Raw genomic sequence first — 26,821 nt, forward strand, 5'->3', positions numbered from 1 at the left:
AGAAAACCCATGGAGAAACGGGAAGCCCCCCAAATGCCGGAATGGATCGAAGAGATGCTGCCGGCGGACCATTTGCGGTACAGCGTGGCGGTGGATGCCCCCCAAAGCCTTCATATAATGGAAATCGGCAGCGGATTTCCCGTTTTGATGGTCCACGGCAACCCGACCTGGGGGTTCCTCTACCGGCAGATTATCAATCAATTGGGGATAAAGTGTTTCCGCTGCATCACGCCGGATCTCATCGGTCTGGGGTTTTCCAGCAAGCCCCGTGAGAGCAAAGCCCACACCCTGGCCAACCATGCCGAATGGCTGGGAGCTGCCATTGATGCCCTTTCGCTGGAGGGTTTGATTTTTGTGGGCCAGGACTGGGGCGGCCCTATCGGGCTTCGGGCGCTGGCGGACCGCCCGCATCTGGTCAAAGGGATGGTGATTTTAAATACCGTGGTCGCCCCGCCCCGGCCGGGGTTTAAGCCCACGGCCTTTCACCGGTTTGCCAATATGCCGATCGTCAGCCATCTGGCATTCCAATGGGCGGGTTTCCCTCAGAATATGCTCCACAAGGTTCAGGGCGACCCGAATAGCATTTCGGGAAAAATCGCTAAAGCATACCAATATCCGCTGAAAAAAAGAAAGGACCGGACGGCCCCGCTCGCGCTTGCCCGGATGGTTCCCGGTCATCAGGATCATCCGTCAATTCCTGAATTGGCCCGCTGCCGTGATTTTGCCCAAAATTTCAAAGGCCCGGTGGAAATTGTCTGGGGCAAAAAGGATCCGATTCTGGGCCGCGCTTTAAAGCGCACCAGCGAGATCCTGCCGGATGCGCCGGTAACAGAGACCCGGGCCGGCCATTTCCTTCAGGAGGAGGTGCCGGATCAGATCGCTGAAGCGATTTCACGGGTGTTTGAAAAAGTAGAAAAGGAATAGCAGAAGCCACTCAGCGGCCGAGGTTTTCGATAAAATCCGCGACTGACTTGCCGATATCATCCGGGGCGTCCTCCTGGATGAAATGCGCGCCCTTTACCGTCACTTCCTTTTGATTCGTCCAGGATCGGCAGTACTGGCGCTGGGCGCCGATTAAAATGGATCCCGGCTCCGCATTAATGAAGAGCTTGGGCACAGGGGCATCTTCCAGCCACTTGCCGTAAGATTTGACGATTTCCGCCACATCCCGCGGCTCCCCATATATGGGGATTTCCCGCGGCCAGGTGAGAGTGGGCCGCCGGTCCTCGCCGGGGTTGAAAAACGGCCGCCGGTATTCGGCCATTTCAGCTTCAGTCAGGTTTCGAAGGATGGCTGAGGGCAGGATTCTTTCAACAAACACATTGTTTTTAAGCACCAGCTCCTCGCCCTCCGGGGAGCGGAGTTTTTTAAAGATGTTCTGCGCCCCTTCCGGCCAGTCTTCCCAGTTAACTGGCTGAACAATGGCCTCCATGTAAGCGATTCCCCGCACGGCATCGGGATTGCGAAATGCCCAGTCAAATCCCAGGGCAGATCCCCAGTCATGAATGACAAACACGATATCCTTCCGGATGCCCAACTCAGAAAGGAAGCCGTTCAAAAACTGACGATGCTCCACAAACTGGTAGGAATCAGGTCCGCTGTTTTCAAGCTTGTCGGAGTCGCCCATCCCGATCAAATCCGGGGCGATACACCGGCCGAGGCGGGTTAAGTGCGGGATGACATTTCGCCATAGATAGGAGGATGTGGGGTTTCCGTGCAGCAATAAAATTGGCGGACCTTCGCCTTCATCCACATAGGCCATATTATAGCCCATGACTTGAACTGTTTGCTTCGGATAATTTTTTTCAGACGGCAGCATGATCAGCCTCCCTTGATATTTTACATCCCCATGAATTTGCCGGCAATCTGTTTCATGATTTCATTGGTGCCGGCAAATATGGGCATCACGCGAACATCCCGGAATGCGCGGGCGATGGGGCAATCCTCGGTTAAGCCGAAATCGGCGTGCAGATCCAGACATCTCTGGGAGAGTCTTTTGGACAGATCGGTGCACCAGTATTTGGCCATGGAGGTCTCGATCACCACGTTTTCGCCCGCCATATGCTCGGTGATCAGCTTGTCCAGAAATGTGCGGCCGAGTTTGACCTCAGTGGTCATCTCAACAATGGCAAATTGCACGGCCTGGTTTTTGGCAATGGGTTTTCCCGAGGCGTCCGTATGATTCCGGCAGTAGTCGGTGGTCCATTCAAGGATCATCTCGGCTGCCGCCTGGCCGCCGATAGCCGTGACCAGGCGCTCCTGCTGGAGTTTTTGCATGAGCATGTAAAACCCCTGGCCCTTTTCGCCCATGAGGTTTTCTTTAGGTATCCGGCAGTTGGTGAAAAAGAGCTCTGCGGTGTCCTGGCTCCAGAAGCCCATCTTATCCAGGTGTCGTCCCCGCTTGAATCCGGGTGTGCCGTCTTCGACCAGGTAAAGCGACACGGCCTGATACGGATTGTCCACCGCCGGGTCCTTGGCCGCCACAATGACCAGATCCGAATTGATGCCGTTTGAGATAAAGGTCTTGGAGCCGTTTAAGATGATTTCATCCCCGTCTTCCTCTGCGGTCGTGGTGAGACTGGCCAGGTCGCTGCCCGCATCCGGTTCGGTCATGGCCACTGCGGTAACAATATCGCCGGACACGCAGCCGGGGAGATATTTCTGTTTTTGTTCTTCATTGGCGAATGAGGCGATATAGGGCACCACCACATCGCTGTGAAGGGGGGCGGAAAGCCCGGTATGATTGGTCCGGGCAAGCTCCTCGGAGACGATTACCGAATAGAGAAAATCTCCGCCCATTCCCCCGTATTCGGTGGGGACCCAGGGGCAGAGGAATCCCTCCTCGCCCATGCGTTTCCAGATGGATTTGGGCACAATTCGCTCTTTTTCCCACTCGTCCACATAGGGGGTGACTTCGGCCGCCATGAAGTTTTTCAGTCGTTTCCGGTACTCGTGATGGGCGTCGGTATAGTTTAGTATCTGCATAAGGATGGCTCCTTCATTTCAATCCATCATAGTTTTAATTTGCCAATGATGTCATCGGCAATAATATCCTTCTGCACACCGGGCGGGCCCTGGAAGATTTCCGCATGTTTGGCGTCCCGGTGAAAATGCTCTACTTCGTATTCCGTCATATAGCCGTATCCGCCCAAGAGCTGGATGGCCTCGTCGGTTACCGCCATGGCGGCCCTGGCAGCGGTTAGTTTGGCTATGGCCGCATCCCGGGGGATGTGTTTGCCCCGATCAAACCGGCTGGCCGCATAATAGGTAAGGTAGCGGGCCGCCTCGATCCGGGCGGCCATATCCGCGAGTTTGTGCCGGGTAACCTGGAACTGGGCCAGTTTTTTGCCAAACTGCTCGCGCTCCTTCACGTAGGCAAGGGCCCGATCCAATGCTCCCTGGGCGGTGCCCAGAGCCATGGCCGCCACCTGGATGCGGTTTTCAATGAAAAATCTTTCCAGCTGGGTGTGTCCCATGCCCTCATTGCCGATCAGGTTAGAGAGGGGCACCCGCACATTTTCAAACCGAACCGGTGCAAACGGAACCATCCGGCCGCCGAGTTTTTCGGCCCGGGGCCCGGTTGATATGCCCTCCCGGTCGGCTTCCGCCAGCAGCATCGACATGCCCTTGTTTTTGGGCTCAACCGCGGTATCGGTGGCACATAGGACAATATAAATATCCGCCTGATCCCCGAACGGCACGAATGCCTTGGCACCGTTGATGATCCATTCGGCGGTATCTTTTTCCGCTGTTGTTTGCACAGTGCTCACGTCATAGCCCTGCTCGGGTTCCAGAAACGCCCCGGTGGAGATCATTTCACCGCTTGCAATGGCCGGTGTGAATTTATCGTTTAACACACTGTCCCCGAACCGGACCAGGCATTCTGCCGCATAGGCGGAAAACTTGAGGGCGGCGCCAAGGGTGGAATCTTTCTGGCAGAATGTTTCTGTGACCAGCACATCTTCAAAAAGCCCAAGACCGCCGCCTTCATAGGCTTCGTCAAAATGGATGCCGATAAAGCCGAGTTCGCCGGCTTTTTTCAATATATCTTTTGGAAATGCCTGGGTTTTAGCCTGCTCAATGATCATTTCCTTATCAAATTTGCCCCTGGCAAATTCCCACGCGGCTTTTTTGATCTCTTTCTGGGGCTTGGATAGTTTAAAATCCATGGAAAACGCCTCCTGCGGTTAAAAACTGTGACGTGGCCGTCCTGAAAAGAATGTATGATGCCTCATATGCGAGGGTTTGTCATCCCAGCAGTTCATACAAATAACTGCTTCCATCAATTGATGGATAAAATTATAAATCTTTAAAATAAAAGTCAAGAATGAAATTGGGGAATGAATCGGTCACTAGTCGGGGGCGGGCAGGGCCTTCTGCTCAAAATTGTTCATCAACTCCCGCATCTGTTTGGAGATCTCCATATACCGTTTGTTCAAATCGCCCCGGAAGTCAACATGGATCTTTTTGATTTTATTCTGCATTTCTTTTAGCAGCTTGACCCGCTTTTTCCAGAGCTTGGCGGCGTAGTCGATGTTGTCTATGGAGTTGGTCATCAGGGATTTGGAATACCGGTTCACCAACTGGACGAAATCGCGGTAATTTTCTTCCAGCATCGAGGCGATTTTTTCCTTTTTCAGGGTTTCCTGGGTGATGGTGTGAAAGTGGTGGCCGGTGATGCTCATGGATACCGCCTCGCCAAAGATTTCCCGGTGCTTGAAGAAATTGCGGGTCAAAAATTTGAGATACTCCCACCCATACGGGGTAAACGGCTGGCGGGCAAGGGATTTTAAAAATATTTTGACCTCTTCATACCGGATTTTGCGCTGAAAATAGCCGGTGTATTGCATATTGTCGAAAAATCGGTTGCATCGTTCAAAATACATCTTTAACCGGTAGTCATAGATGCTGGCCAGGATCTTTTTATAACCTTCCTTAATCTGCTTGCCGTCCATCACGGTTTTAAAATTGGTGGAGAGCACATGGGTGTTGTTGCCGATGGAGGCGCCCAGCATCCGGCCTTCGGACTTGAGCCGCTCATAAAGGCGGGTTCCGGGAAGTGCGGTGAGCAAACCGATCATGGCTTTGGGGATCGCGTTCTCCTGGATAAAACGGATCTGACGATCAAAGATGTCGTTCTTGTCATGGTCAAAGCCCACGATGAATCCGGCCATGACCTCGATGCCGTGCTTCTGGATATTCTGGACCGCCTGGCCCATGTCTGTTTTCAGGTTTTGCACCTTGCCGGTTTCTTTAAGCCCCTCCTCATCCGGGGTTTCAATCCCGATGAAAACTTCGTTGAAGCCGGCTTCCCGCATGCCGGTCAAAAGGTCCTCGTCCTCGGCCATGTTGATGCTGGCCTCGGTGAAGAAATGGAAGGGATGGCCGCGGTCTGTCTGCCACTGTTTCAATGCGGGCAAAAGTTCGGCTTTCACCCGTTTTTTGTTGCCGATGAAGTTGTCATCCACCAGAAAGACCCCGCCGCGCCAGCCCTGGCGGTAGAGGGCATCCATTTCCGCGCTCATGGCATTCGCGGACTTGAGCCGGGGCTTGTTGCCGTAAACGGTCCAGATGTCGCAGAACTCGCAATGGAAGGGGCACCCTCTGGAATACTGGACCGCCATGGAGCCGTAGGCATCCATTTTTAAAAGATCAAACCGGGGGGTGGGGGCTTTGCTGATATCCGGATGCGCAGGCTTCGGATACACATGTTTGGCGGTTCCGTTTTCCAGATCAGAGAGAAACCCATGAAGGGTTTCCTCCACCTCCCCCAGAACAAAATGGTCCACGCCTTGGATGTCTGCCTGGTTGGAATTCGCATAGGGTCCGCCCAAGACCACTTTGGTATCCATCCGGTTGCAGCGGGCAATCACGGATTCAACCGAGTCCTGCTGGACAATCATGGCGGATATAAATACGGCATCCGCCCATTCAATCGCCTCGTCCGGTAAAGGTTCGATGTTCATGTCCAGCAGTTTCAACTCATAATCCGGCGGAAACAGGGCGGCTACGGTGAGAAGCCCCAGCGGAGGCATGGCGCTTTTTTTACGGATAAACTTCAGCGCATACTTAAAACTCCAGTATGTGTTGTTCGGTACCTCCGGGTAAACCATGAGGATATTCTGATAGTTGGGCATCGCGTGTTTCCCCCTTTAATTTAAACTATGCTTTATATTAAAAAAATATAACCATGCGAAGCGAATTTGTCATATAATGATTGGCTTCCGAGCGGCTGCTGATGGTTACTTATTTCCGAACCTAATCCAATATCTTCTAAGTAACTTATCGGGTATTAGGTTTTGGGTATTAGGTATTAGGTTAATGAAATCAAGAATTTATGGTCGGCACGGTGGCCGACCCTACGATGAATCGGGTTTTTCCCCATTCGTAGGGCGGGCCACCGTGCCCGCCTGAAAAATAGATAGAACAAATTTACCGTGCCTCAGTGCCTTTAAAGTTATTTATAGGCTCGGTCCCGGGCGCACGGCCCGGGGGAATACTTTCTAATTAGGTCTTTATAAAAGCTTCTTTTGACGTTAATGTTAAATTTATAATTTTTTCAAGTAATTTTGAATTATAAACCCATCTTGTCCGGGTTTGTCAAATTAAAAAACATGGCGATTCGTGACTGCCAGATAAACCCGGCAGTCTGAATGCCTTGTAAAAGTCCAATTGAAGCACAATGAGTCATATGACAGAACTTTATACCATCGGCCATTTGTCACATCCCTTTAACCGGTTTGTGATCTGCCTGAAGTCCTATGGGTACGATCAAGTCTCTTGCAAGCGGGGAGTTGCATTTTCTGCATAAGGCAAATAAATTAAAAATCAGGAAACGGGTATTTTTTGTATGGAAAGGGGTTTGCAATAATGCGGGTGATGACCTTTAATCTGAGATTTGAAAATGAGCGGGACGGGGAGAACGCCTGGCTTTATAGGCGGGAAATGGTGGTTGAGCTGATAAACTATTATCAGCCGGCCATTTTGGGCACACAGGAGGGCAAATGGCCCCAGCTGATGTATCTAAAAGAGCATTTGACCGATTATGCGGCCCATCTGCCGGGTCGGGAGCCGGATGAAAAATCCCAGTGCCCCACGCTTTTTTTCCGGAAAGAATGGTTTGCGATCGAATCCGGCCGGGACTTCTGGCTGTCCAAAACCCCGGAAGTGCATTTGAGCAAGGATTGGGACAGCGCTTTTCCGCGCATGATGAGTTACGCCGAAATTGCCGGCATTAAAAGCGGGGCGCGGCTGATGGCCGGGGTCACCCACCTGGACCATATTGGTGTGGAGGCCAGATACCAGCAGGCCCGGATCATCTCCGAATGGGTGGCGGAGCAGACGCTGCCGGTGGTGCTGATGGGGGATTTCAATGATGACCCGTCTTCCCGGGTGCATGAAATCTTAACCGAACCCGCGCGCAATCTGCGCGATACCTGGGAAGTGCTCAAAGGCCGGGAGGATGCCGGCAGCTACACCCATCACGGGTTCAACGGGATTCCCCAGCACGCCCGGATGGACTGGATACTCGTGTCCCCGCATTTTGAGGTAATGGATGCGCAGATAATCCGGGATGCGTTTAACGGCAGCTACCCCTCGGATCATTATCCATACATGGCGGATTTAAGGATGGTTGGCATGGAGGCGTAAGCTTGACGCTCTTGTAAAAAGCGATTAATGCCGTCGTCACCGTCTTAAGACGAAATTAAACAAACAGCCCTAAGGTACTTCCATCCTTTAAATTCACATACCCCTCCTCGCAGATGCGGAAAAACGGGATGGCGGCCGTGGTGAGGGTGGCAAGGGTCAGGGCCGGATCCCTGAGTGAGACCCCGAGTTCGGCAAGTGCCTCGTCAATTGCCGCGGCCTGCTCTTCAACGGCTTTTGCCGGCTGATCGGATATGACCCCGAAAATCGGAAGCGGCATCTCAGCCAGGATATGGCCCTGGCTGCATACCACGACGCCTCCGTTTAACGCCTGAATCCGGTTGACCGCAAGCGCCATGTCCGCTTCATCCGCCCCTGCCGCGATGATATCCGCGGAATCCCAGGTGGCGCTGGTGGCAAAGGCTCCGGATGCCAGGCCCAGTCCCTTTATGAGCCCCACGAACATATCGCCGGGGGTATGGGCCCGGTCAATGGCGGCGATTTTTTGAACATCATCATCAGCCGGGAGGTTGATCCGGCCGTTTTCCGCAGGCAGCTCCATCAAGCGTTCCCGGGTAACCAAGTCGGTCACCAGTTCAATGACGCGCACCGTATGAGTGCTTTTCAGAGGGTCAGCGCCAATTTCAAAATCCTTGGCCGCAAGCCGCCTTGGCAGCCGGACGGTCTGCCGGCTTTCTGATGAAAAGACATGCGATTTTGCCGCAGTTAATGCCTTTCCGTTCCGCGCGATGATTTCGCCGCTGGAAATCACCAGTTCCGGTGAAATGGTTTCCATGTCCGGAATAATGGCCATATCCGCGTAACGGCCGGGGGCAATCGCGCCTACAAGGTCGTCAATGCCGAAATGCTCGGCCACGTTCAAGGTGGCCATCCGGATCGCGTCAACCGGTGCAAACCCGCAGTCGATGGCTTTCTGGACAATATGTTCCATATAGCCGTATTTTGCCAGTTCAGCGGGCGAAAGACCGTCCGAGACCAGTACCAGGCGCCGCAGGTCCACGCCGGCATCTCTGATTTCGGCTATGGCCTCAAGGTCCCGGCGAACGCTTCCTTCCCGGACCATCACGTAAAAACCCAGGCGCAGCCGGTCGATGGCTTCCGCGGCCTGAATGGGTTCGTGGCAGGAGGAAATGCCGGTTGCGGCATAGGCGTTTAGCTTTTTCTCGCCGGCACCTGCGCTGTGGCCCTCAAGGGTTTTTCGGTGCTTGCGGGTCAGCTGGAAGGCGGGTAGATAGGCCTCCGGGGATTGCAGGATGCCCTGCCAGTAGGATTCCCCGAGTCCCAGAATTTCCGTTCTTTCCAGTAAAGATTCGAGATCGGCCTGCCTGATGGCGCGGGAGCGGCGGCTGATGGAGACCATGGCCGGTGCAGTGGCAAATATTTTGACGGGCTGATCCGCCAGCGCGGCCAAAAGCTCGTTTACGCCGTCAATTCCGGCAACCGGGTAGGGCTCGAAGATTTCGGTGACCATCGTGGTGGTTCCGCCGGAGAGCGCATTTTTCAGAAATTCTTCCGGGGTGGTCATCCATAAGATATGGGTATGGCCGTCAATAAAGCCGGGGATTAACGGCTTGCCGCCGGCATCAATGACGTGCGTGGCCGGCCCGATCATGTGGGCGGCGTCGGGGCCGGTGTAGGCGATCCGTTCTTCCTTGATGCCCACTGACCAATTCTCAAGGAGCTCACCGGTAAATACATTAACCACTGTGGCATGGATGATCACCCTGTCTGCGGGTTCAGCCCCGGCTGCCACCTGCATGAGGGATTGTGTGATTTGAATGTCCATTTTACTTCTCCCAAAAAACGTTTTATGCCGCAGCGACGGCATTTTTGCAGAAAGTAACTTTTGATTTGTACGCGCACTAGTATTCGCAGCCGGTCTTTAAATTCCCGAGTACGATTACGAGTACGAGAACCGTCCCGCTTGCGCGGGACTGAGTACGATAAGATGTTCAACCCAACCTCAGTTTAGGTCCAACTTAACCTCCTGCTCTCCGTCATGGACCATTGCGAACCAGGGATATCGGGTCAGGCTTTTATAGATGCTTTGTTTGTTTAAGCGTAAAAAAATATAGGCCATTCTTTCATGAACGGGCAGCCGGATGGATCTGAGCATCCAGGCGGCCAGGCGGTCAATGGGCTTTCGGCTGGTGAGTCCAAGGTTCTTTTTAAGAAGAAGCCGGTATTTTTCCACATCGATACGCCCCTGGTCCGGATCATAGCTTTCCGCCAGGAGCCATCCGGACTGCCAGGCCGGCTCGATGCCGGCGGCTGTAATGGGATGGGCAAGCCCAAGCACGTCGCCCACGCCGATAAATTCAATGCCCTCCCTGTTAAAGGCCAACCGGTTCCGGTCGGGATGCCGGGCCACCGGGATTTTCCATATCACGGGCCGGCCTGTTTCCCGCAGCCCCGAATCGTTGTAAATATTGAGGGCGTGTCGACGAAATCTTTCATATTCCTTATATAACCCGGGCTTGTCGAGCAGCCCGCCGGTGCCCATGGTTAAGCGGCCGTGGTTTTCGAGAAATATCCAGCCGTATCCCTGGATGCGGCTGTTAAACAATAAAAGATGGCTGCCCGGGTTGTACTGAGGACCAAACTCACCCTCGGCTTTATATATCAGCGCGTATTCCCGGTTATGCCATTCTGACTGGATGATTTTGCGGGTCAGGCCGCTGAATCCGGTGGCAAGAACCGTTTGCGGGGTCAAAAGGGCGGCATCATTTAAATTGACGCGTTTAAAGACGATATCGATATTCGGGTGGTCTTTAAGGCTTGTGATCAGGTCTTTCTGCAGGTGATACCGGGAGGTGACGACAAAAATCCCGTCCAATAAAACCGGCGGGGCTTTCTGAAATCCGCATTGCAACGGGCGGACCGGTTTGTCCGCGCCGGCGGAGCGAATGCCCAAATGATCATTCAGGTACCGGGCAAACTCCCTGCTGATCGCCCCGCCGCAGGGTTTATCCCAGAGTTTGGTTTCATACACCGTGACTTGGCAGCCTTTGCTGGCCAGGTAAAAGGCGGCAGACAGGCCGGCAATGTTTCCGCCGATAATGGCAACAGGATGGGCCATCAGAAACCGTCCGCCCCATAGCCCCCGCCGCTCAGGCGGTGAATGCGGATTCCGGTTACGGTAAAACCCCCGAGGGCTGTCCGGGCCGCTCTGTCAGAGCCTATAGGATATATAAAATCCGTAAATATTCCGCCGGTATAAATGCCGATGATCATGGGTCGCCGATTTGTTATGTTTGAGATGGGCCGTATGGCAACAAATTATGCCCTTTCAGGATGGTTTTGTAAAGCGTTTGCCGTTTTCCGGACACGGCTAATTTGTTCTGTATCCAAATCGAAATCGCTATCGGGATCGGGATCGAAAAAAATATGACCCTTGGACGTGAAAAACTGGACGTCTATCGCCTTTCAATAGGCTACGTTGCATGGGTTTACGAGAAGGCCGACAGCCTGAACGGAGTCCATCGGCCCGCCCGGGATCAATGGCTTCGGGCCATCCAGTCGATACCGCTCAATATCGCCGAAGGTAATGGCAAGACCGCGGAAGCCGACCGAAGGCGTTATTTCGAAATCGCTCGTGGCTCCCCGCTTGAGTGCGCGGCGATTCAAGATGTGCTGGTTGTCGACAAGGCGCTGGACAAGATGGAAAGCCGGAACCGCAAGGATGAACTCGACCGTATGGCCGCGATGCTCAGCCGTCTCGGCGGAAGAGGATACCAAGTTCGAGAGGATCAGGAAGTCTACAGCATCGATTTCGATCCCGATAGCGATTTCGATCCCGATTTCGATCCCGATAGCGAAGAAAACGAATCCCAACCTTAGCTTTAACAGGACCGGGGGTATGGATTTTGCGGTTAGAACAAATTAGCCGTGGTTTTCCGGATCGGAATCGGAAGGTGTGGCCGGATAATTGGTATTCTTTTTGCATTTCACTATACATAATTCTAAAAGATATTTGGATGTTTACTGATAATTCTTAAATGGCAAAGAAAGGAGAAGCACCATGCAAAAAGGGGAAAATCTGGTCATTGTCGGTTGCGGCGGTGTTGGCGGCCCGGCTGCCATGCTCTCAAAAAAACTGATGCCGGATATCAATATCACGGTTATTCGCGAGGAAGATCGCTTTATTGTCAGGTGAGCGCTGCCGCATGTGGTGGCCGGTCTGGCCGCAGGCGAATCAATTGTGAATCCTGATAAAATGTTTGCTGACAGCGGCATTGAAATGGTTGTGGATCGGGTGGAGGATATTGATGCCGCCCAAAAACAGCTGAAAACTGCCGGCGGAAAGGCGATCCCCTATGATAAGCTGATTTTATCCCCGGGGTCGAAACCGTTTGTTCCTCCGATTCCCGGCGGTGACCTGGATGGCGTGGTGACCCTGCGCTCGCTTTCGGATGCCGAGAACATCAGGACATACCTGGATACTCACAACCCGGTAAAATTGGTATTTGTGGGTGCCGGTTTTATCAGCCTCGAGGTGGCGGCTCTTCTCAAGCAGGTGCCGGATAAGCAGTATGGGATTGAAATTATTGAATTAATGGATTGTCCGCTGCCATTAATGCTTGATCCGGAACTCGGCAAAATCATCCATGAGCATCTGGACGGCAATGGGTTCAATATGCGCATGGGGCAGAAGGTTTCCAAAATTATCGGCCAAGACGACCGGGTATCGGCTGTGGAGCTCGATTCCGGCGAGCGGGTGGACGCGGATATGGTGTTTATGAATGTGGGGACGCGGCCCAACCTGGAGCTGGCCAAGCACATGGGCCTTGAAATGGGCCAATACGGGATAAAGGTTAATGAGTTTCTGGAGACCTCAAACCCGGATGTCTTGGCGGCAGGCGACTGTATTGAGAATTATCATTTTATCACCCAAAAACCGGTGCCGATCCAGCTCCGCGGTCCGGCGGTGATTCAGGGCCGGCTTCTGGCCAAGCGGCTGGCCGGATATGATATCCCGTTTCCCGGGCTGCTTGGCAGCAGTGCGGTTAAACTGTTTAACAAGTATATTGCCGCCACGGGGTTTAATGAAACCCAGGCCCGAAACGAGGGGTTTGATCCGGTGTGCGCCACCGTGCAGTCCGGCAGCAAGCATGCCATGATTCCCGGCATGCAGCCATGGACGCTGAAACTGGTGTTTGACCGGGATTCCCACAGACTTATCGGCGGGCAGATTATCAGTGATAGTGAGGCGCCGGTAAAGGAGATCGATGCCGTGAATGCCTTGATCGTGGGCAGGCAGACCATATCGGATCTTGTAACGCTGATGTGCGCCGGCAACCCGGATTGCTCCTCTGAGCCCTCCAAGGAGCCCATTACCATCGCAGCAGAGCAGGCACTCCAGCAGGTCCGGCCGGCGAGTTCAGTGAGAGGGGTTTAAAATCGGGTTAATGGTAACGTTACATGAATGTTGCTGGACCGTTACTTCTAATAAGAATTTTTGGGTATTAGGTTTTGGGTTTTAGGTATTAGGTGTAAAATTAAAGTGTTCAGGTTTCAGTGTTCAGTGTTCAGGCTTGCAAAAAATTTGGCTCGCTCGCACAATATTTCCTGAAACCTGAAACCTATTGTTCCTTTTTCCCCTCAGTGCCTTAGTAGGCCGGGTTTCCATACCCGGCTTCTCCGATCATATCCTATCGTTCAACCATACGATAAATTGGTTCCGTTTTTCAGGCAGGCACTGTGTCCTGCCCTACGCAAGGGGAAAAGCCGCCCGTCGTAGAGTCGGCCACCGTGCCGACTGTTCGTGCAAAAAGCCCATAATCTTTGGGTTTGCCATCAGAACAAATTTGTCCTGAGCTTTTCATCTCAACGCTTGCATTTTTCTCAATCTATGCCGTATCGTCAGGAGTGATCAGAACGTTGGTAAAACGACTTCATGTTTCAATAAGTTTCAAACTTTTTGAAATGGACGGAGCGACATGGCGAAAAAAAAGAAAAAAAAGCATAAACCCGAAAAACATGCCGGATATTTCATAGACCCTGAGGATGTATTGGCCAACCGGGTTTCGGTGAGCATCCATGACCTGGCCGATCTGATCCACCAGGTCAATCCAACCGGTGAAACCCTGGCCGCTGCGGAAAGCCGGGAACGCTATCAACTGAAAACCCGGTTGCAGAGCTATCTGGTACGGTGTTTTCCGGATCATTTGGAAGTCATACAACCGGATCCACGGAACCCGGACCTGGTGAGCTTCTATATCCTGTATTCCGGAAGGGATGCCTGTCATGCGCTTATCTCCGAATTGGAAGAAGATGCCCGGTCGTGGGCCCTGCGCTACATTGATGAAGACGACGGTGCCCCGGCTGCCAATGAATCCGGCAAAATTGCCGTGGTCCCGGAAGCGCCCGGGCCGGACGACAGCAAAGCCGGTGCAGGCGATGCCGATATTTCGGAATGGTCCGTGGAAGCATTAATGGCACAGGGAAAAAATGCCCTGGATCAATTTGATTACGATACGGTGGGAACCTGTTTCCGGCAGGCCCTGGAGAAGTCCGGCGGGGATGTGACCCCGGCCATTGCGATTACGGAATTCTATGTGGACTATGTGGCCGCCTATGATGCCGCACTTGAGGTCACCCGCATGTTCGGCGCGCCGGCCCGCAAGAACAAGGAGATCAAAAGCCTGCTGGCCTTGGCCGCCGCCCGATCCGGCCGGATTGAACTGGCGCTCGATTATGCAGACGGCCTGACCCAGCCCCGTAACATCGAAGTCTATCTGAGCGCCGCACGACATTATCTGGAAAATCAGGACCCGGACCGGGCGGAACAAATGCTCGGCCGCGCCAGGGCATTTGATCCGGCCGGGATTCATGCGGAAATCGATTCATTGCAGGCCGAAATCCATCAACAGTATGCTCAAATGCTTGAATCGGAAGCGCAGAAGATGATGCAGGCCTGGGATGCGGGCGAAATCGATGCGGCGGTTCAGCTTGCAGACCAGATTCGCCGGGTATTGCCGCAGCACGAAACCGCGCGCCGGATCCGCCGTGAATATGATCGTCTCCAGCGCCAAAATCGCTTCGATGAGCTGATGCAGCAGGCGGATCTGGCCCGGGACAACCGGGACTTCAAGCGGGAAGCGGAATACATCCGGAAAGCACTCAAAATTAATAAAAACGCCGAAAATCTATACAGCCGTCTGGATCAGGCGATCAAAAACGACGAAGCACAACGCAATGCCCGGGCCGTGGCGGACGTTGAAGTCCCCTGGAAGGCGGGCGACGAAAAAACCGCTTTTCTGCGCTATCTTGAGGCCAATGCCCGGCAGCGCCAGTGCGTGCGAACGGAATTTGCGGATGGTCGATTGGAATGGCTGGAGCAGATCCGCACCGCCGGTCCGCCTGTCAAGCCCAACGAAATGGTTGATGCCGTATTTTGTTTACAGCAGGCATTTGCGGATTTTGAAACCGGGGGCGATCCCGCCGGCATTTCCAAATCCCTTGCCGCCTATACCAAAACGCTGCAACCGGTAGAGGCGGCCCGGAAACTGATGATCGATCTGGAAAGGCAGGCCCGGACCATTGAATGGCAGCGCAACAAAGAGCGGTTGAACCGGATCGAAAGTGCATTGCCCGCTATGGACGTGGATTCCGCCAAAGACCTTTTCAGCCGGATCCGTTCCGGGCAGCTGTCGGAAGACGATTATCACCGGTATGAAAAGATACAAGCCCGTCTGCAGCAGATGGAAAACCATCAGATACTGGAACGGCGGTATGCCGACGCGGTATCTAAGGGCGATGATTTTCTGGCAAGAAATACCGCTGATCAAATCGCCCGAATCGATGATCCGGAAAATGAGGGCGGCTGGCAGGACCGTATCCAATGGCATACCGCGGAAATACACCGGAAATGGAGGCTCCGTGAAGTGGACATGGAGCGCGTTCCCTTGTTTTATGCGGCTTTCGGGTTCAGTACCTCTGAAATTGACAAGCCGTTCAAAATGAGCCCTGATGGCCGTCACCTTCTGATGATAACGTTACATGGCCGATCGGGCTTTTTGAGATGGTATGATATCGCCAGCCGGAAATTTACCTCAGGATGGCTTTTTCAAACCCCTCGGCCCATGGACTTTCCAAAAATCCAGCTCCAGGACAATACGCTGATGATCTCTGACCTTTTTGGGCGGGTACTGGAAATTGAACTCGACCCCTTTTTGATCCGGGGCTGGTATGATTTCGGGGGCATGCTTCGGTCAACGGATGTCTGTGAAGATACCTGGATATTTCCCCGGAGCCGGCGCTTCTGGATGGATGTCCGCGAGCAGTCCGATGCCCCAGCGGAGTCAATAAACATCTACGCGCTTGAGGATTTCCGAAAATGCCGCACCATAAAGTTAACCAGCACCGTTGGTGTGCAGCTTAATACCGGCTGGGACAATTATGTCGGCATGCAGGATGAAAGACGGAAACTGATCCGGATGTATAACGAGTACGGCAAATTCAGCTTTGTCATCAACCAGCGCGTAAGCGGCCCCTGCGACCAGATGGCCATTCATCCGGACGGGCATCGGTTTATCCTGTTGTCCTTCAGAGATGAGTTTTTCGAAAGCGACCCGGATGACCCCGTGGATTTAGAAGACTATGAACTCTGTCTCGAAATTCAGTCACCTGATACGGCATCGGCTGCATGGAACCCGGTAATGCAGATTAAGGATTCCAACGGGGAAGCGCCGCACGAAATGCTGACTTCTTTGAACGAAAAGCTGGTTTTTATCTATTTCCACGATGACAGGGGCCGTCAGCTCATGTGCCTGCACCCCCGGGAAAACACCTTTGACATTCTGTATCAGATACCCCTGCCTTCAAATATATGTCTGGTCACCGATGCGTTCATTGAGCGTGTCGCCGCGGTGCAGTATACTAAGGAAAGGTTCGGCGTTCAGGTACTGGGAAGACAACGGCCGGTTTTTGAAACGGATAGGGAAGAGACCATTGACATAAATCGTATGCCCCGTTTCAACACCTTCGGCTTAACATGCGGCGTGCCGGGCGGAAGAATCGAAACAATGGCAGAGCAATACATCAGAGAAGTCGAAGAATCGCCGCATGGGGTTCTTATCCATCATCTGGCAAGATTAAAGAAAAACGGTTCCCCCGATGACCTGGCGGCATATGGTCTAGCTTTGCATTATGTGCCCGGTTTATCGGGTTTTAAGCTCAGCCTGGATTTAAGCAATTGGATGGCTGAGCATTATCCGGATTATTACCGTAGCCGGATACACAATGCGAATTCAGCGGTCAAAAATGCGGATTGGCAGCAGGTGATGGCGTTGCTCGAGCCCATCCCCCGCTATGATCTGGATGACGAACCGAGCGCCCGGCATATTTGTCATTTGCTGGGTATCGCGTATTTGGGGGCGGAAATGCTTGAACAGGCGCTTGACGTCTGGCGTGAAGGCACGGGTTATACGGGCGATTGTGACTTGAGCGACCACATCGAATACGCGGAATTTGCGATAGACTACCGGGATAGCGCAAAACCGGTTCCCAATGGCGATGTCGCCCGGGCGGCCGGCCGCTTATTCCAGCTTTACGAAACGGTAAACCATTATCGGCGGGTGGGGGACTGGATCGCGGTAATTGATGCCATTGAATCCGAAGGCGGGCAAGTGCAAGTGTTGAGAGATAATCGCTTAATGGCCCGGCTGGCGGAAGCTTACCTGAACCTTCCGGATGAATCCGCTGATAATCGGATTCTCGGAAAGCCCCTGATCTTATCCGTTTTTTGCACAAAAGATCTCAAACAGGAGGGAAATGTGATCCTTCCCCCTTTTATCGAAACCCCCTCAAATGAAGAGATGGCGGAGCTGGCAAAAAGGGCGGCGGCAGCCGTCAACTGACCGGCTTTGCCGGGCAAACAAAAAGCGGGTTATGCCGGCATAACCCGCTTTTTTTAAAAATACCGCTTCAGCGTAAAAATCCCTTTTTACGCATACTGATGCGTGCCCAGCACCACCGGGATACCGAATTTGTTCTCAATATCCCTGGCCAGCTCTTCCGGGTCCATATAGGGGCAGCCCGGCTTGGCATTGACCATGCAAGAACTTAAATGGATGGCGTCGGGTTTAAATTCCAGGGATTTTAGCGTCATGCCCATATTTGACATGATTGGCCGGCCCGGACAGTCGCACATAAGAAAGGCCACAACCTGGGATTCTTCATCAAAAAACCCTTCTCCCAGTGTTGCCGCTTTTAAGCACCGCCATTCTCCGGGACAGCCGTATCCCTGATCCGCATATGAACCGCACGCGACAATTGCCACTTTTTTCATTTTCTGCTCCTTTCGTCTATCGTCTTGAGTTATATTTTAAATGCTTTTGAGTATATACTCACAAAGGTTTTGAATAAAACATGATAAAAAGCTCTTGTCAAGCATCTTGGTATCTTCAAAAGTTAACACTGAACGGCCGGAGATATCAATCAAACTTTAACATTGATCCATAGCCCGGTATTTGTGTAAATCCATAGTATGCCGGAATTTTAAAACCAAAATCGAATATAGGAGAAAGGGCATGCGGATTGATATCCCCGGATACGGCGAACTGGCACTAAACCATCTGGTCATGGACTACAATGGCACCCTGGCTGTTGACGGCAAGTTGATCGACGGGGTGAAAGACGCATTGATCAAACTTTCCGAAAGTTTAAGCCTTCATGTGCTGACGGCGGATACATTCGGCATAGCTAAAGAGGGCCTTGAAGGCATTCCATGCCAGCTGACCATCCTGCCGAAGGATGACCAGCAGGGGGGCAAGCTTCGGTTTGTTCAGGAACTGGGCGCCGCCCATGTGGCGGCCATCGGCAACGGCCGCAACGATCAGCTGATGCTAAGGGATTCCGCACTGGGCATTGCCGTGATATTGGGAGAGGGGGCGTCGGTGCAAGCCCTGCAATCGGCGGACGTGGTATGCCCATCCATTGTGTCCGCGCTTGAACTCACGCTGAACCCGCTTCGGCTGACCGCCACTCTTCGCTCATAGGATAAGCATTCATGCAAGCGGTTTGGATTATTATCGCCATTTTTCTGGTATGCATTTATGTGATCAGCCGCATTGATCTCCTGCCGGATGTCATCCCCATTATTGGCTGGCTGGATGATACGTTTCTGGTGGGGCTTCTGATCTACTTCCTGCGCTACCGAAAGCTGCCGGGGTTTATGTATTTTCTGCAGCGGCTGCTTTTTAAAAAATCGCCCGGGCGTTCCGATCAAACATCAGGCCGGGGGCAAACTGGCGGCACAAAGAATCAGGAGGGCCGGCCCCAAAATCCCTACGCCGTGCTTGGGTTAAAGCCCGGGGCGAGCCGGGAGGAGGTCCAGGCCGCCTACCGGGAGCTGGTGCAGAAATATCATCCGGATAAGGTGTCCCACCTGGGCGAGGAGTTTCAGGAAATGGCCCAGCAGAAGTTTGTTGAAATCCAGAGCGCCTATGATCAGCTGATGGGAAAGTAATTTATCCTCAATTTGAACCTCTCTGTTTAGATTCCAGGTTGACTTGTATGTAAATTATAACGCATTAAATATTATTGACATTTTTATGTATTCGCATATATTCTTAATGAATACATAAAAAAGGGGGAGCAAGATGAAAGCAACTACTGTTCGGATAGATGATAAGGTCTTGGATCGGGTTGATGGTTTGGCAATAGAGCTGAGCCGATCCAGATCCTGGGTTATCAATCAAGCGATTAAACAGTTTTTGAATTATGAGGAATGGTTCGTCCAGGAGGTTAAGGACGGTCTGAAGGAAGTGGAAAACGGGGAAATCGCAAATCCTGAAGAGGCTGCCGCTCGATTCCGCTATAACTGATTTTTTATTAACAGGAATTATTACACAAACTGACAGAGCAAGATATTACACCTTCTATTGTTGGGCACTCTGGCATATAAGCACATATGAAATAATTAAGCGTCATGAGGATTATGTTAAATAACCCTCTCAAGCCTACTCAAACTTTCGGATAAGCTCGTTAAAATAATTCCATTTCCCAGTCAGGTGCTGAAAACGGCCGGCAACGATTCCAGGGGGAAGATCAAGGTCTTTAGCTAGTTGGGTGATTTCAGCTTTGGAGCGAATACGTTTAATTTGCTTATCCCATTTTCTCGGAATAAGTGTTTCCGCTGCAAATTCATTGGCCCGGCGTTCTTTCGGATCATCATTTGTTCCATCGTTGATATAAAGGTATTTTTTTTCATCATGCAGCACATGGCCGGTTTCATGGAAAAATGAAAACCAAAAAATATCTTCTCTTTTATATCGAATATTGAGCAGGATCATGGCTTTTGAGGCGGACAGCCATTTCGTTGCCCCTTGCCAGGGCACCTTTTTCATCACCGGCACGAAGGCTATTGCAACACCGGCTTCGGCACAACGTTCGATCATTTCCCGTGTAAAATGCCCGGGTTTTTCCTTGGTCAGACCACGAATATGCGACACGACTTTTTTGAATTTGCTTTTATTAAAGGGCTGGCATTGTATTTCGTGCGCCTGTAGTTCTCCTAACCGAATCCAGGTTGCTGCAGCTTCAACGCGTGTTTCAAAACACTCGGACCGCCTTGCAGCCACGGCCGGAGATTCCCAGATACCCTTCCACGCGGAAACACTACTTACTCCATAAAATTTCAGGACTTCTTTTAAAAGCATCAACTCGTCTTTTTGGGGCTCAATCACGCCCCTTTCAATCAACTCTTTCACCGGAATTCTTTTAAGCCAGTTAATGTCAGCTTCAAGCTGTTTTTGTTCCTGAATTTTCGCAAGCTGTTCTCGGTATTGAATTTCCAAGTTGTTCCAAAAATGAGCGGGCACATCCGTTGCAAGTTCCAGTTTATTGGCCGTTTCATATGTAATGGGCTGATCCCCTTTTAAAATTCGATTTATGGATTGAACCGTCAAGCCAGTGCGCAAAGCAAGCTCATTCTGCTTCATACTGAGCGAATCCATCACCTCTTTTAAGGTTTCACCCGGCAGAACCGCATAATCCGGCTCAAATTTATATTGTTTTTTGGCCCGTACCATTTGGGGTCCTCTTTAATGTGTATCGATAATTGCGATAATTTCGATTTCCGTAATTTTTTCTAAATCAAAGCCACCATCTGGCAGCCGTGGCAGAGGTTCATTCGCAGGAATAAACAAAAGCCGAAAAGGATGTTCAAGGTCAACAGAGAACTGATTCTGTCGATTTCCTGATAACTGATGGCATCGTGCCGGAGGTAATCTCGAAATATCTTTTAGCGAATTGGCGGCGTTAAGTTCGAACATCCGCTGCCGTAACTTTGCTGCCATCTTAGCTCCATGAATTTTTATGGCTTCTTTTTGGTTGTTGCATATTTTTGCAAGCCGCTTTGTTTTAAAATATATTTCCATGAGGCATATAATGCAAGAAAAAGTTAACATGATGTGTTAATTTTTTTTAAAAATACAAATCCCAACATATTATTCTTATTAATCAAACTCCGAATCATCAAAGCCCAGTGCAGTGCTGTTCTCCCGGGCGGCCCGTTGCAGATTTTCATCAAAGCCCTCCGGGAATTCGGCGGTGATATCCAGCCGGACAGTTACTGTTACGCCGGGTTTGGCGGCAAACAGCTTTATTATTTCATCGTGGATCTGATCAAAGGCCATGCGGCCAGTATGGGGATCAAGCTTGACCGTTCCATAATATCGTGTTTTCTTTGCTGCTGCCGGCTCATCCTCAGGAATCTCGGTTTCGGTTCCAGATCCACCAGCCCCAGGTGCTGAACCGCCTTCCGCCCCTGGTTGCCCATCAGAAGCCCCAGCGGCCTCTTCCGTAGCGGCGGCCAATGCGGCTTTCGCTGTCTCCAATTCAATGATTAGCGAGCGTTCATCAATGACGGCATTGGTGCGTTTGCCCAGCTTCAAGCCTTTATAACTGTCTCCATCCTTGCCGTCGGCGTAGCCAAAATAATCTCCGCTTTCCACACCATCACAAATGGCTTGCTGCAATATATCAGCTGATACCAATCGCGGCATATAAAGATAATCGCACATATTCTGCCACAGCGTATGGGTTTCTATGTCGCGCCGGCCTTTGTCCCAGAACCATTTTTTCAGGAGTTCATACAGATGAATCGGCGACCATTGCCTGATGATAATTTCTTCATCTGCCAGTTTATCCTCAATTCCCTGGATCATGCTTTTGCTGGAGCCGTTTAAGGGTATGCCTTCAAATGTCAGCTGATCCGGAATGCCATCTTTCTTTATGGCCTGATGCGGGCAAAGCAGCCAGCGATAGCATTCACTGACCATTCGGTTTAAACCACTTTCTGCTCCTGCCAGCTGTTTTTCAACCTGCTTAACCTGGAGTACGTCGAGGTTAAGTTTAAGGTTTTCCACATCCTCCTTCATAGATTTCCAGGCCAGATAGGTTTTGACCTGATCCCGAAGTCGGCCAATGCTGTCTTCATCTGCTGCCAGAAAAATCAGCCGATTCTGGTGCTGTCTCGGCTGGTTGCCCCGTGTTTTAAGTATCTGCTCAGCATCCCCCCGGGCCAGACCGGCCTTCTTTGAATGAGGCTTTTCAGGTGAAATGACGCATAGCCTTAGCTCAAAATCATCAGGAATGTCTGCTGCCGGCGTAAACACATGAATGCCCCCGAAGCACCCGCGATTGAGCATTTTGGACATCCGGGAACCAATTTCGGGGTTAACCGTATTGGCCCGGTTTTGAAACCGTCTCTTACGCTCCTCCATCTCCCTGCGGAGATTTGGGCGCACGTCAAACCAGTAGCGGCCATCCGCGCTGTTTAGATAATGCAGGCGGTCGGCTAACCGCTTTAAGGCGTCTCCAATGGTACTCACCGGCACTTCGGGCTGCACCGCCCCCAGATTGATCCGCTGGATGTCAATGCCGCGTACCATCTGGGCACTGACACTGGGGGCACTACCCAAGAATATTGTGCGGGCCACCCGCCTGGCGGCCTGGGCGCTGCCCAGTCGGGGGTCTTTGGTGTCTATCTCTGTGGACTGGGCATTTTCCCCGTCTATATCTTTATCCATGACCGGGTCCCATCCCTGGGGCAGATAATAAATGCTTTCGTTTTTTACATTGCTGTCATAATAGGGAAGCGATCCTGGCATGATCATTAAATCCCGGTTGCCGTCCTTCCATAGCCGGTAAATCACTTTGGCCATGAGTTTCAGCACGCCGCGCGTTCGCTGAAATCCGTCCAGGGAAGACCAGTCTTCATATAGCCGTTTAAATACTTCCGGATGAATGGGGTAGGAATTGCGAAGGCGCCGCAGGTAATCACTTTCATGGGTTTGCAGGGGAAAATCATCTGCCTGATTGGTATACATGTCAACAAAACTGCGGCAGACCGCTTCCATGCTCTGGGTGTCGGAAATGGGATTAAACAGCCGACGACGAACAATTTCAAAGGCCTCTTCCGTGCCCACCGGCTTCCATAGGGCCTGTATCCGGCCGAAAAACTTCTCTAACGCATCAAGGGATTTTTTCCCCTGGGTGCTGCCAACTTCAGTATCTGATTCTGGGAGCGAAGCTAGCAGCGCGGCTTGGGGCACCGCGGAGACCGCCTCGGTCAGGGCGTTAATAAAAGAAATATTGGAATCAAAGGTGCCGCCGGTATAAGTCTGCCCTTCCTGAAATTGCCGGAAATAGGAAACCAGTTCATCGACCAGCAGCACGCAGGGAGCAGATTTTGACAATAATGAAATCAGAATCTCTTTGCCCGGGGATGTTCCCCTGGCATCAGAGTCCGCCACCATCTGATACCCGGCTTCACCATAAAGCTGAAAGGCCATTTCCCCCCACAGACAATTGATGGTCAGGCTGCCTTGTTTTTTGGGCTGAGAAGGCGCCAGGCGGTTACCGTCAATGACCGCGATATTGGCTTGGGGCAATTCAGTAGCGCCGGCTTCATCTAAAATCCCGGGAACCCCCCGCAGATCAGCCGGGTTGGCCTGTCCTTGAGCCAGGTGGTATACGCCCAGCAACGTATGGGTTTTGCCCCCGCCAAAAGCTGTTTGCAGTTGTACCACTGGATCGCCGCCTTGCCCGGTCAGTCTCCGGACAACCCCATCCAGCAGCAGACGCATGCCTTCGGTGATATAGGTGCGCTCAAAAAAACGGACCGGGTCGCCGTACTCCGGGCCGGCCTTACCCTGGTGGACACGACTTAAATCCGCCGCAAACTCGGCATCCTGAAAGGTTCCCTTTAATACATCCGCATGGGGTACGGCGATTTCAGTCCATGGTTTAAGTGCCATAATCTGACCTCATTAATTAAAATAACTCTGTCTGTTCAGGCTTTTCACCGCCATGTTCTTCGCTGGCCCTGACAATGCCCGGCCAGGAGGAAATCAGTTCGTTATAGGCCAAAGCCTCTTCCGCCCAATTTTTACGCTCACACAGGGTAAACAGCCGATAGGCCAGCTGCCGGATGGGCTCGGTACGTTCGCGCATTTGAGCCAAGAGTTTCCCTGCTGCCGCTTCACCACCGCTTCGCAGGGCGCGGATCAAATGATGGGTGGACTCCCATACCGGGTTGCGACGGTCCTTTTGCGGGTCCCAGTCAGATGGGTAATCGGCAAAAGAAAGCAGCTGCACCTTGCCTTGGCCGGATTCCACAACACCGGCAGCAGCTACTCCGTCAACACTTGTACCCTTGGCCCGGGCTAAAACATCGGCTTCCCCAAAAGGGGCGGCTTTAAAACCATATTGCATAAACCAGTCAATGCAGAAGCGGGTGTCCGCATCCAGATCCCCTTCAGCCGCATTAAAATAGGCATCAATCTCCCGATTGATTTGGATTAAGGCATCCCGTACGCGCATAGGGGAGCCGTCCGCCTCTAGCACACTTGCGTATTTGCTGTAAACCGCCATGCCCGGTCCAATGGCGGCCTGGGCCAAGTCTGCGGGTTGAATCGGGGATCGCCCGCCTTTGCCGCCAATCATAATCTCCAGGGCTTCGGGCATGGTTTCTTTCAATTCACGCAGAAAATCCCTGCGGGAAATGGTGGCGGCGTTTTCAGGTCGTTTACGGCAGACAAGGATAATGCTTGATGCAAGGACATTTGTTCCGGTTTTCAATCCTTGGTCACGCTCCGTGCGCAATGGCCATGTTCCGCTAATTGCTAACCCCGCATTCATAATAGCATCGAGAAAGGATTCCCATCCAATCGATACAATATTGGCATCCTGCTTAAATGCATAATAGATGGTTATCGGGCATGAAGCATGGGCCAATTCTTTTAGTCTCCCCATAGCTTTCTTCATTTCTTCAAGAAAAAATTTTTCCGCATTATCTTTGTTGCCATGCCTGTATGGAGAGGCGATTAATTCTTCTTCTTTAGGGGTTGTAATTACCGAAAAGATATCGTTAAAAAGTCCTTTTAACGCTTTGCGCATCCAGACATAGAAATAATCTGATAAATCCGCATAGCTTATGTTGTCATAGTACGGTGGGTCAGTTGATATGATCTTGTCTTTGCTGGTTTCTTGGTTTGTGGCATTCGCTTGGATGGCTAAGCCTTTCCCTTTTCCTGGTATTGAGCGGTCAAGGCATTTTGAAATCCATTCAATAGCTCCTGTCCAGTTCCCCGTCGACTTTGAAAAGGGATTACCTTCTGCGAAGTCCCATACCATTGGAATAGCTTGGCGTCCAAAAGTTTGGACAATAAATTCACCTCCCCAAGGTGTTAAGCTTGACCAATAATTAGCGCTTCGATCGACAGCAAACGCCAAATAAACAGCAATCGCATCACCGTAAGCTTGAGCTTCCTCTTCTTCATTGTGTAACAATCTTTTTTGATCGGTATAACTTTTTGCTTTGGCGTCTTTTATAACTTTTTCCCTGGTCTCGGCTATCAGATTGGAAAATGTATTTAGAGCAACAAGCTGGCGGGATGTAAAAAGAAGGCCAAATTTATTTAAACCATAATTTAGAGTCCAAAAATTTCGGGCATCATCAGGTAAGCTTGCTGTTGGTATCCATTCAGGCTTTGCTGAAGTGGCAATCCTTTCTATTTCATTTGTTGCAGGAAGAAAAATTTTCTCTCGTTGTCCCTCGGCAACAACAGCCAAAAGTTTTTGCCCCATTCTTTCGGCCACGCCTTCAGCCTTAATATATTTTCCATCAATGGGCGAATCTGAAAGTATGCACTTGAAATTGGCCCCCCTGCTTAACTTGGTTCCCTCCTTGGCTTCTTTGGGAAGGTTTCGAATCTTGATTTCAAAATGGTATTCATCTCCGTTAATGACCGGCTTCAGCCACGCCTCTTTCCCTTTTTTTGCGGACAAAACAAAGGATTTGACCAATGGCACATCCACATGGGCAAAGGCCGGGTTAGGGCTTTTTACAGTACGCGCCCAGATCCAGGCAATGACCGTAAGTTTCTGTCCGACCATGTGTTTAAGATCATCACGATCTTGGGCCATTTTTTCAGTAATTTCCACCGTTGGATAGAGGTGACCGATTTTTCTAAACGCCTCATCCCGCATCCACTGGCCGTAGTAGCGCACATCTTCGGCCAAGCCCTTGGCACCTGTCCATTTCCCCTCAAAAGTGGTTTGGCCTTTTTGCGCTTCCGGGTTCACCGGCGGCCGGCCGGCAAACTTAGGCGGGATTTCAATCATGGCCTTGTTGATCATCACCGCCACAGGGTTCAAATCTGAAGCGTAAGATTCAAGCCCCAGTCGCTGGGCTTCCAAAGGGATGGCCCCGCCACCGGCAAAAGGATCGTGAAAGGCCGGCAGCATGTCCGGATCGAAGCCCTCCTTGCCCTTGTTCATATCGCAGGTTTCCTGCCAGCTTTTTCTTATCTCTTTTCGCGCCTTTTCCAGAACCGTTTCATTATTGGTGTTTTCCCATTTCACCAGTTCGCGGATAATATCAAACAGCCGTTCCCGTTCCTTCTGGGCATCCTCTTTTGTCTGGCCTGGGTATTTACCCCAGCCACGCTCCCCTCCGGGATCATTGACCAGTTGTGCAAACAATACAGCTCGAGCCGCTGCCAATGGCCGCCTGGCCCACCATAGGTGCAGGGTTGAGGGGTGGCCATGCCGGATGGATTTTTCACGGGCGGCTGCCACATTGATGTCATCAAGAGGAAGGGCCACTTCAATCAGTTTTTTGGGTGCTTTGATCATTGTTCCT

At 51.6% G+C, this 26,821-nt stretch carries 20 protein-coding genes; 9 read left to right on the top strand and 11 right to left on the bottom strand.

Annotation, left to right across the window (positions count from 1 at the left end; genetic code table 11):
• The first annotated feature begins 9 nt into the window (after window positions 1-9).
• Window positions 10-924: an alpha/beta fold hydrolase gene (locus U5L07_10060; GenBank protein MDZ7832082.1), complete on the top strand. Its 915-nt coding sequence runs from the start codon at window positions 10-12 to the stop codon at window positions 922-924.
• A 10-nt stretch (window positions 925-934) separates the two neighbouring features.
• Here the strand turns inward: U5L07_10060 and U5L07_10065 are convergent, their stop codons facing one another.
• From U5L07_10065 to U5L07_10080, 4 genes are all read right to left on the bottom strand, one after another.
• Window positions 935-1,819 carry a haloalkane dehalogenase gene (locus U5L07_10065; protein MDZ7832083.1) on the bottom strand — a complete coding sequence of 295 codons (885 nt, stop codon included), beginning with the start codon at window positions 1,817-1,819 and terminating at the stop codon, window positions 935-937.
• 20 nt (window positions 1,820-1,839) lie between these two features.
• On the bottom strand, window positions 1,840-2,985 hold the full coding sequence (locus U5L07_10070) for an acyl-CoA dehydrogenase family protein (protein ID MDZ7832084.1): 1,146 nt from the start codon (window positions 2,983-2,985) through the stop codon (window positions 1,840-1,842).
• Between the two features lie 26 nt (window positions 2,986-3,011).
• Window positions 3,012-4,169, bottom strand: a complete 1,158-nt coding sequence (locus tag U5L07_10075; GenBank protein ID MDZ7832085.1) for an acyl-CoA dehydrogenase family protein — start codon at window positions 4,167-4,169, stop codon at window positions 3,012-3,014.
• Window positions 4,170-4,352: 183 nt separating this feature from the next.
• On the bottom strand, window positions 4,353-6,137 hold the full coding sequence (locus tag U5L07_10080) for a radical SAM protein (GenBank protein MDZ7832086.1): 1,785 nt from the start codon (window positions 6,135-6,137) through the stop codon (window positions 4,353-4,355).
• A 733-nt stretch (window positions 6,138-6,870) separates the two neighbouring features.
• Here U5L07_10080 and U5L07_10085 point away from each other — a divergent pair.
• Window positions 6,871-7,650 (top strand): endonuclease/exonuclease/phosphatase family protein, encoded by a 780-nt coding sequence (locus U5L07_10085; GenBank protein MDZ7832087.1) that lies wholly within the window; start codon window positions 6,871-6,873, stop codon window positions 7,648-7,650.
• Window positions 7,651-7,705: 55 nt separating this feature from the next.
• Here U5L07_10085 and U5L07_10090 read toward each other — a convergent pair whose 3' ends face one another.
• The gene (locus U5L07_10090) at window positions 7,706-9,454 is read right to left on the bottom strand and encodes an adenine deaminase C-terminal domain-containing protein (protein ID MDZ7832088.1); all 1,749 of its coding nucleotides are present in this window, start codon (window positions 9,452-9,454) and stop codon (window positions 7,706-7,708) included.
• Between the two features lie 177 nt (window positions 9,455-9,631).
• Window positions 9,632-10,747 (bottom strand): NAD(P)-binding protein, encoded by a 1,116-nt coding sequence (locus U5L07_10095; protein ID MDZ7832089.1) that lies wholly within the window; start codon window positions 10,745-10,747, stop codon window positions 9,632-9,634.
• Window positions 10,748-11,004: 257 nt separating this feature from the next.
• On the opposite strand from U5L07_10095, the gene U5L07_10100 reads away from it, so the two are divergent.
• From U5L07_10100 to U5L07_10115, 4 genes are all read left to right on the top strand, one after another.
• Window positions 11,005-11,508: a four helix bundle protein gene (locus U5L07_10100; GenBank protein MDZ7832090.1), complete on the top strand. Its 504-nt coding sequence runs from the start codon at window positions 11,005-11,007 to the stop codon at window positions 11,506-11,508.
• A 181-nt stretch (window positions 11,509-11,689) separates the two neighbouring features.
• Window positions 11,690-11,824: a hypothetical protein gene (locus U5L07_10105; protein MDZ7832091.1), complete on the top strand. Its 135-nt coding sequence runs from the start codon at window positions 11,690-11,692 to the stop codon at window positions 11,822-11,824.
• A gap of 45 nt (window positions 11,825-11,869) precedes the next feature.
• Window positions 11,870-13,066, top strand: coding sequence for an FAD-dependent oxidoreductase (locus tag U5L07_10110; GenBank protein MDZ7832092.1), 1,197 nt, complete (start codon window positions 11,870-11,872; stop codon window positions 13,064-13,066).
• A gap of 541 nt (window positions 13,067-13,607) precedes the next feature.
• Complete coding sequence (locus U5L07_10115; GenBank protein ID MDZ7832093.1) at window positions 13,608-17,528, top strand: hypothetical protein; 3,921 nt, start codon at window positions 13,608-13,610, stop codon at window positions 17,526-17,528.
• A gap of 86 nt (window positions 17,529-17,614) precedes the next feature.
• Here U5L07_10115 and U5L07_10120 read toward each other — a convergent pair whose 3' ends face one another.
• Window positions 17,615-17,959: a CGGC domain-containing protein gene (locus U5L07_10120; GenBank protein ID MDZ7832094.1), complete on the bottom strand. Its 345-nt coding sequence runs from the start codon at window positions 17,957-17,959 to the stop codon at window positions 17,615-17,617.
• Window positions 17,960-18,200: 241 nt separating this feature from the next.
• Here U5L07_10120 and U5L07_10125 point away from each other — a divergent pair, with 241 nt between their 5' ends.
• The 3 genes from U5L07_10125 to U5L07_10135 all read left to right on the top strand — a co-directional run bounded on the left by U5L07_10125 (window position 18,201) and on the right by U5L07_10135 (window position 19,496).
• The gene (locus tag U5L07_10125; protein ID MDZ7832095.1) at window positions 18,201-18,668 is read left to right on the top strand and encodes an ATPase P; all 468 of its coding nucleotides are present in this window, start codon (window positions 18,201-18,203) and stop codon (window positions 18,666-18,668) included.
• An 11-nt stretch (window positions 18,669-18,679) separates the two neighbouring features.
• Window positions 18,680-19,138 (top strand): DnaJ domain-containing protein, encoded by a 459-nt coding sequence (locus U5L07_10130; GenBank protein MDZ7832096.1) that lies wholly within the window; start codon window positions 18,680-18,682, stop codon window positions 19,136-19,138.
• Between the two features lie 133 nt (window positions 19,139-19,271).
• Entirely contained in the window at window positions 19,272-19,496 is a 225-nt protein-coding gene (locus U5L07_10135) for a CopG family ribbon-helix-helix protein (protein ID MDZ7832097.1), read from the top strand.
• Window positions 19,497-19,631: 135 nt separating this feature from the next.
• Here the strand turns inward: U5L07_10135 and U5L07_10140 are convergent, their stop codons facing one another.
• The 4 genes from U5L07_10140 to U5L07_10155 all read right to left on the bottom strand — a co-directional run bounded on the left by U5L07_10140 (window position 19,632) and on the right by U5L07_10155 (window position 26,814).
• Window positions 19,632-20,702: an ImmA/IrrE family metallo-endopeptidase gene (locus U5L07_10140; GenBank protein MDZ7832098.1), complete on the bottom strand. Its 1,071-nt coding sequence runs from the start codon at window positions 20,700-20,702 to the stop codon at window positions 19,632-19,634.
• A 12-nt stretch (window positions 20,703-20,714) separates the two neighbouring features.
• On the bottom strand, window positions 20,715-21,050 hold the full coding sequence (locus U5L07_10145) for a type II toxin-antitoxin system RelE/ParE family toxin (GenBank protein MDZ7832099.1): 336 nt from the start codon (window positions 21,048-21,050) through the stop codon (window positions 20,715-20,717).
• A gap of 78 nt (window positions 21,051-21,128) precedes the next feature.
• A complete protein-coding gene (locus tag U5L07_10150) occupies window positions 21,129-23,933 on the bottom strand; it encodes a DUF499 domain-containing protein (GenBank protein ID MDZ7832100.1) in 2,805 nt (934 codons plus the stop codon).
• A 16-nt stretch (window positions 23,934-23,949) separates the two neighbouring features.
• Window positions 23,950-26,814, bottom strand: coding sequence for a DUF1156 domain-containing protein (locus tag U5L07_10155; GenBank protein ID MDZ7832101.1), 2,865 nt, complete (start codon window positions 26,812-26,814; stop codon window positions 23,950-23,952).
• Window positions 26,815-26,821: the final 7 nt, after the last annotated feature.

The sequence above is a fragment of the Desulfobacterales bacterium genome, assembly GCA_034520365.1.
Classification (GTDB): domain Bacteria; phylum Desulfobacterota; class Desulfobacteria; order Desulfobacterales; family Desulfosalsimonadaceae; genus M55B175.

What these genes read in the sequence shown, in the direction of transcription:
- U5L07_10060 (MDZ7832082.1), top strand. Translation starts at nt 10, where the DNA reads ATGGAGAAACGGGAAGCCCCCCAAATGCCGGAATGGATCGAAGAGATG.
- U5L07_10065 (MDZ7832083.1), bottom strand. Translation starts at nt 1,819, where the DNA reads ATGCTGCCGTCTGAAAAAAATTATCCGAAGCAAACAGTTCAAGTCATG.
- U5L07_10070 (MDZ7832084.1), bottom strand. Translation starts at nt 2,985, where the DNA reads ATGCAGATACTAAACTATACCGACGCCCATCACGAGTACCGGAAACGA.
- U5L07_10075 (MDZ7832085.1), bottom strand. Translation starts at nt 4,169, where the DNA reads ATGGATTTTAAACTATCCAAGCCCCAGAAAGAGATCAAAAAAGCCGCG.
- U5L07_10080 (MDZ7832086.1), bottom strand. Translation starts at nt 6,137, where the DNA reads ATGCCCAACTATCAGAATATCCTCATGGTTTACCCGGAGGTACCGAAC.
- U5L07_10085 (MDZ7832087.1), top strand. Translation starts at nt 6,871, where the DNA reads ATGCGGGTGATGACCTTTAATCTGAGATTTGAAAATGAGCGGGACGGG.
- U5L07_10090 (MDZ7832088.1), bottom strand. Translation starts at nt 9,454, where the DNA reads ATGGACATTCAAATCACACAATCCCTCATGCAGGTGGCAGCCGGGGCT.
- U5L07_10095 (MDZ7832089.1), bottom strand. Translation starts at nt 10,747, where the DNA reads ATGGCCCATCCTGTTGCCATTATCGGCGGAAACATTGCCGGCCTGTCT.
- U5L07_10105 (MDZ7832091.1), top strand. Translation starts at nt 11,690, where the DNA reads ATGCAAAAAGGGGAAAATCTGGTCATTGTCGGTTGCGGCGGTGTTGGC.
- U5L07_10115 (MDZ7832093.1), top strand. Translation starts at nt 13,608, where the DNA reads ATGGCGAAAAAAAAGAAAAAAAAGCATAAACCCGAAAAACATGCCGGA.
- U5L07_10120 (MDZ7832094.1), bottom strand. Translation starts at nt 17,959, where the DNA reads ATGAAAAAAGTGGCAATTGTCGCGTGCGGTTCATATGCGGATCAGGGA.
- U5L07_10125 (MDZ7832095.1), top strand. Translation starts at nt 18,201, where the DNA reads ATGCGGATTGATATCCCCGGATACGGCGAACTGGCACTAAACCATCTG.
- U5L07_10130 (MDZ7832096.1), top strand. Translation starts at nt 18,680, where the DNA reads ATGCAAGCGGTTTGGATTATTATCGCCATTTTTCTGGTATGCATTTAT.
- U5L07_10135 (MDZ7832097.1), top strand. Translation starts at nt 19,272, where the DNA reads ATGAAAGCAACTACTGTTCGGATAGATGATAAGGTCTTGGATCGGGTT.
- U5L07_10140 (MDZ7832098.1), bottom strand. Translation starts at nt 20,702, where the DNA reads ATGGTACGGGCCAAAAAACAATATAAATTTGAGCCGGATTATGCGGTT.
- U5L07_10145 (MDZ7832099.1), bottom strand. Translation starts at nt 21,050, where the DNA reads ATGGAAATATATTTTAAAACAAAGCGGCTTGCAAAAATATGCAACAAC.
- U5L07_10150 (MDZ7832100.1), bottom strand. Translation starts at nt 23,933, where the DNA reads ATGGCACTTAAACCATGGACTGAAATCGCCGTACCCCATGCGGATGTA.
- U5L07_10155 (MDZ7832101.1), bottom strand. Translation starts at nt 26,814, where the DNA reads ATGATCAAAGCACCCAAAAAACTGATTGAAGTGGCCCTTCCTCTTGAT.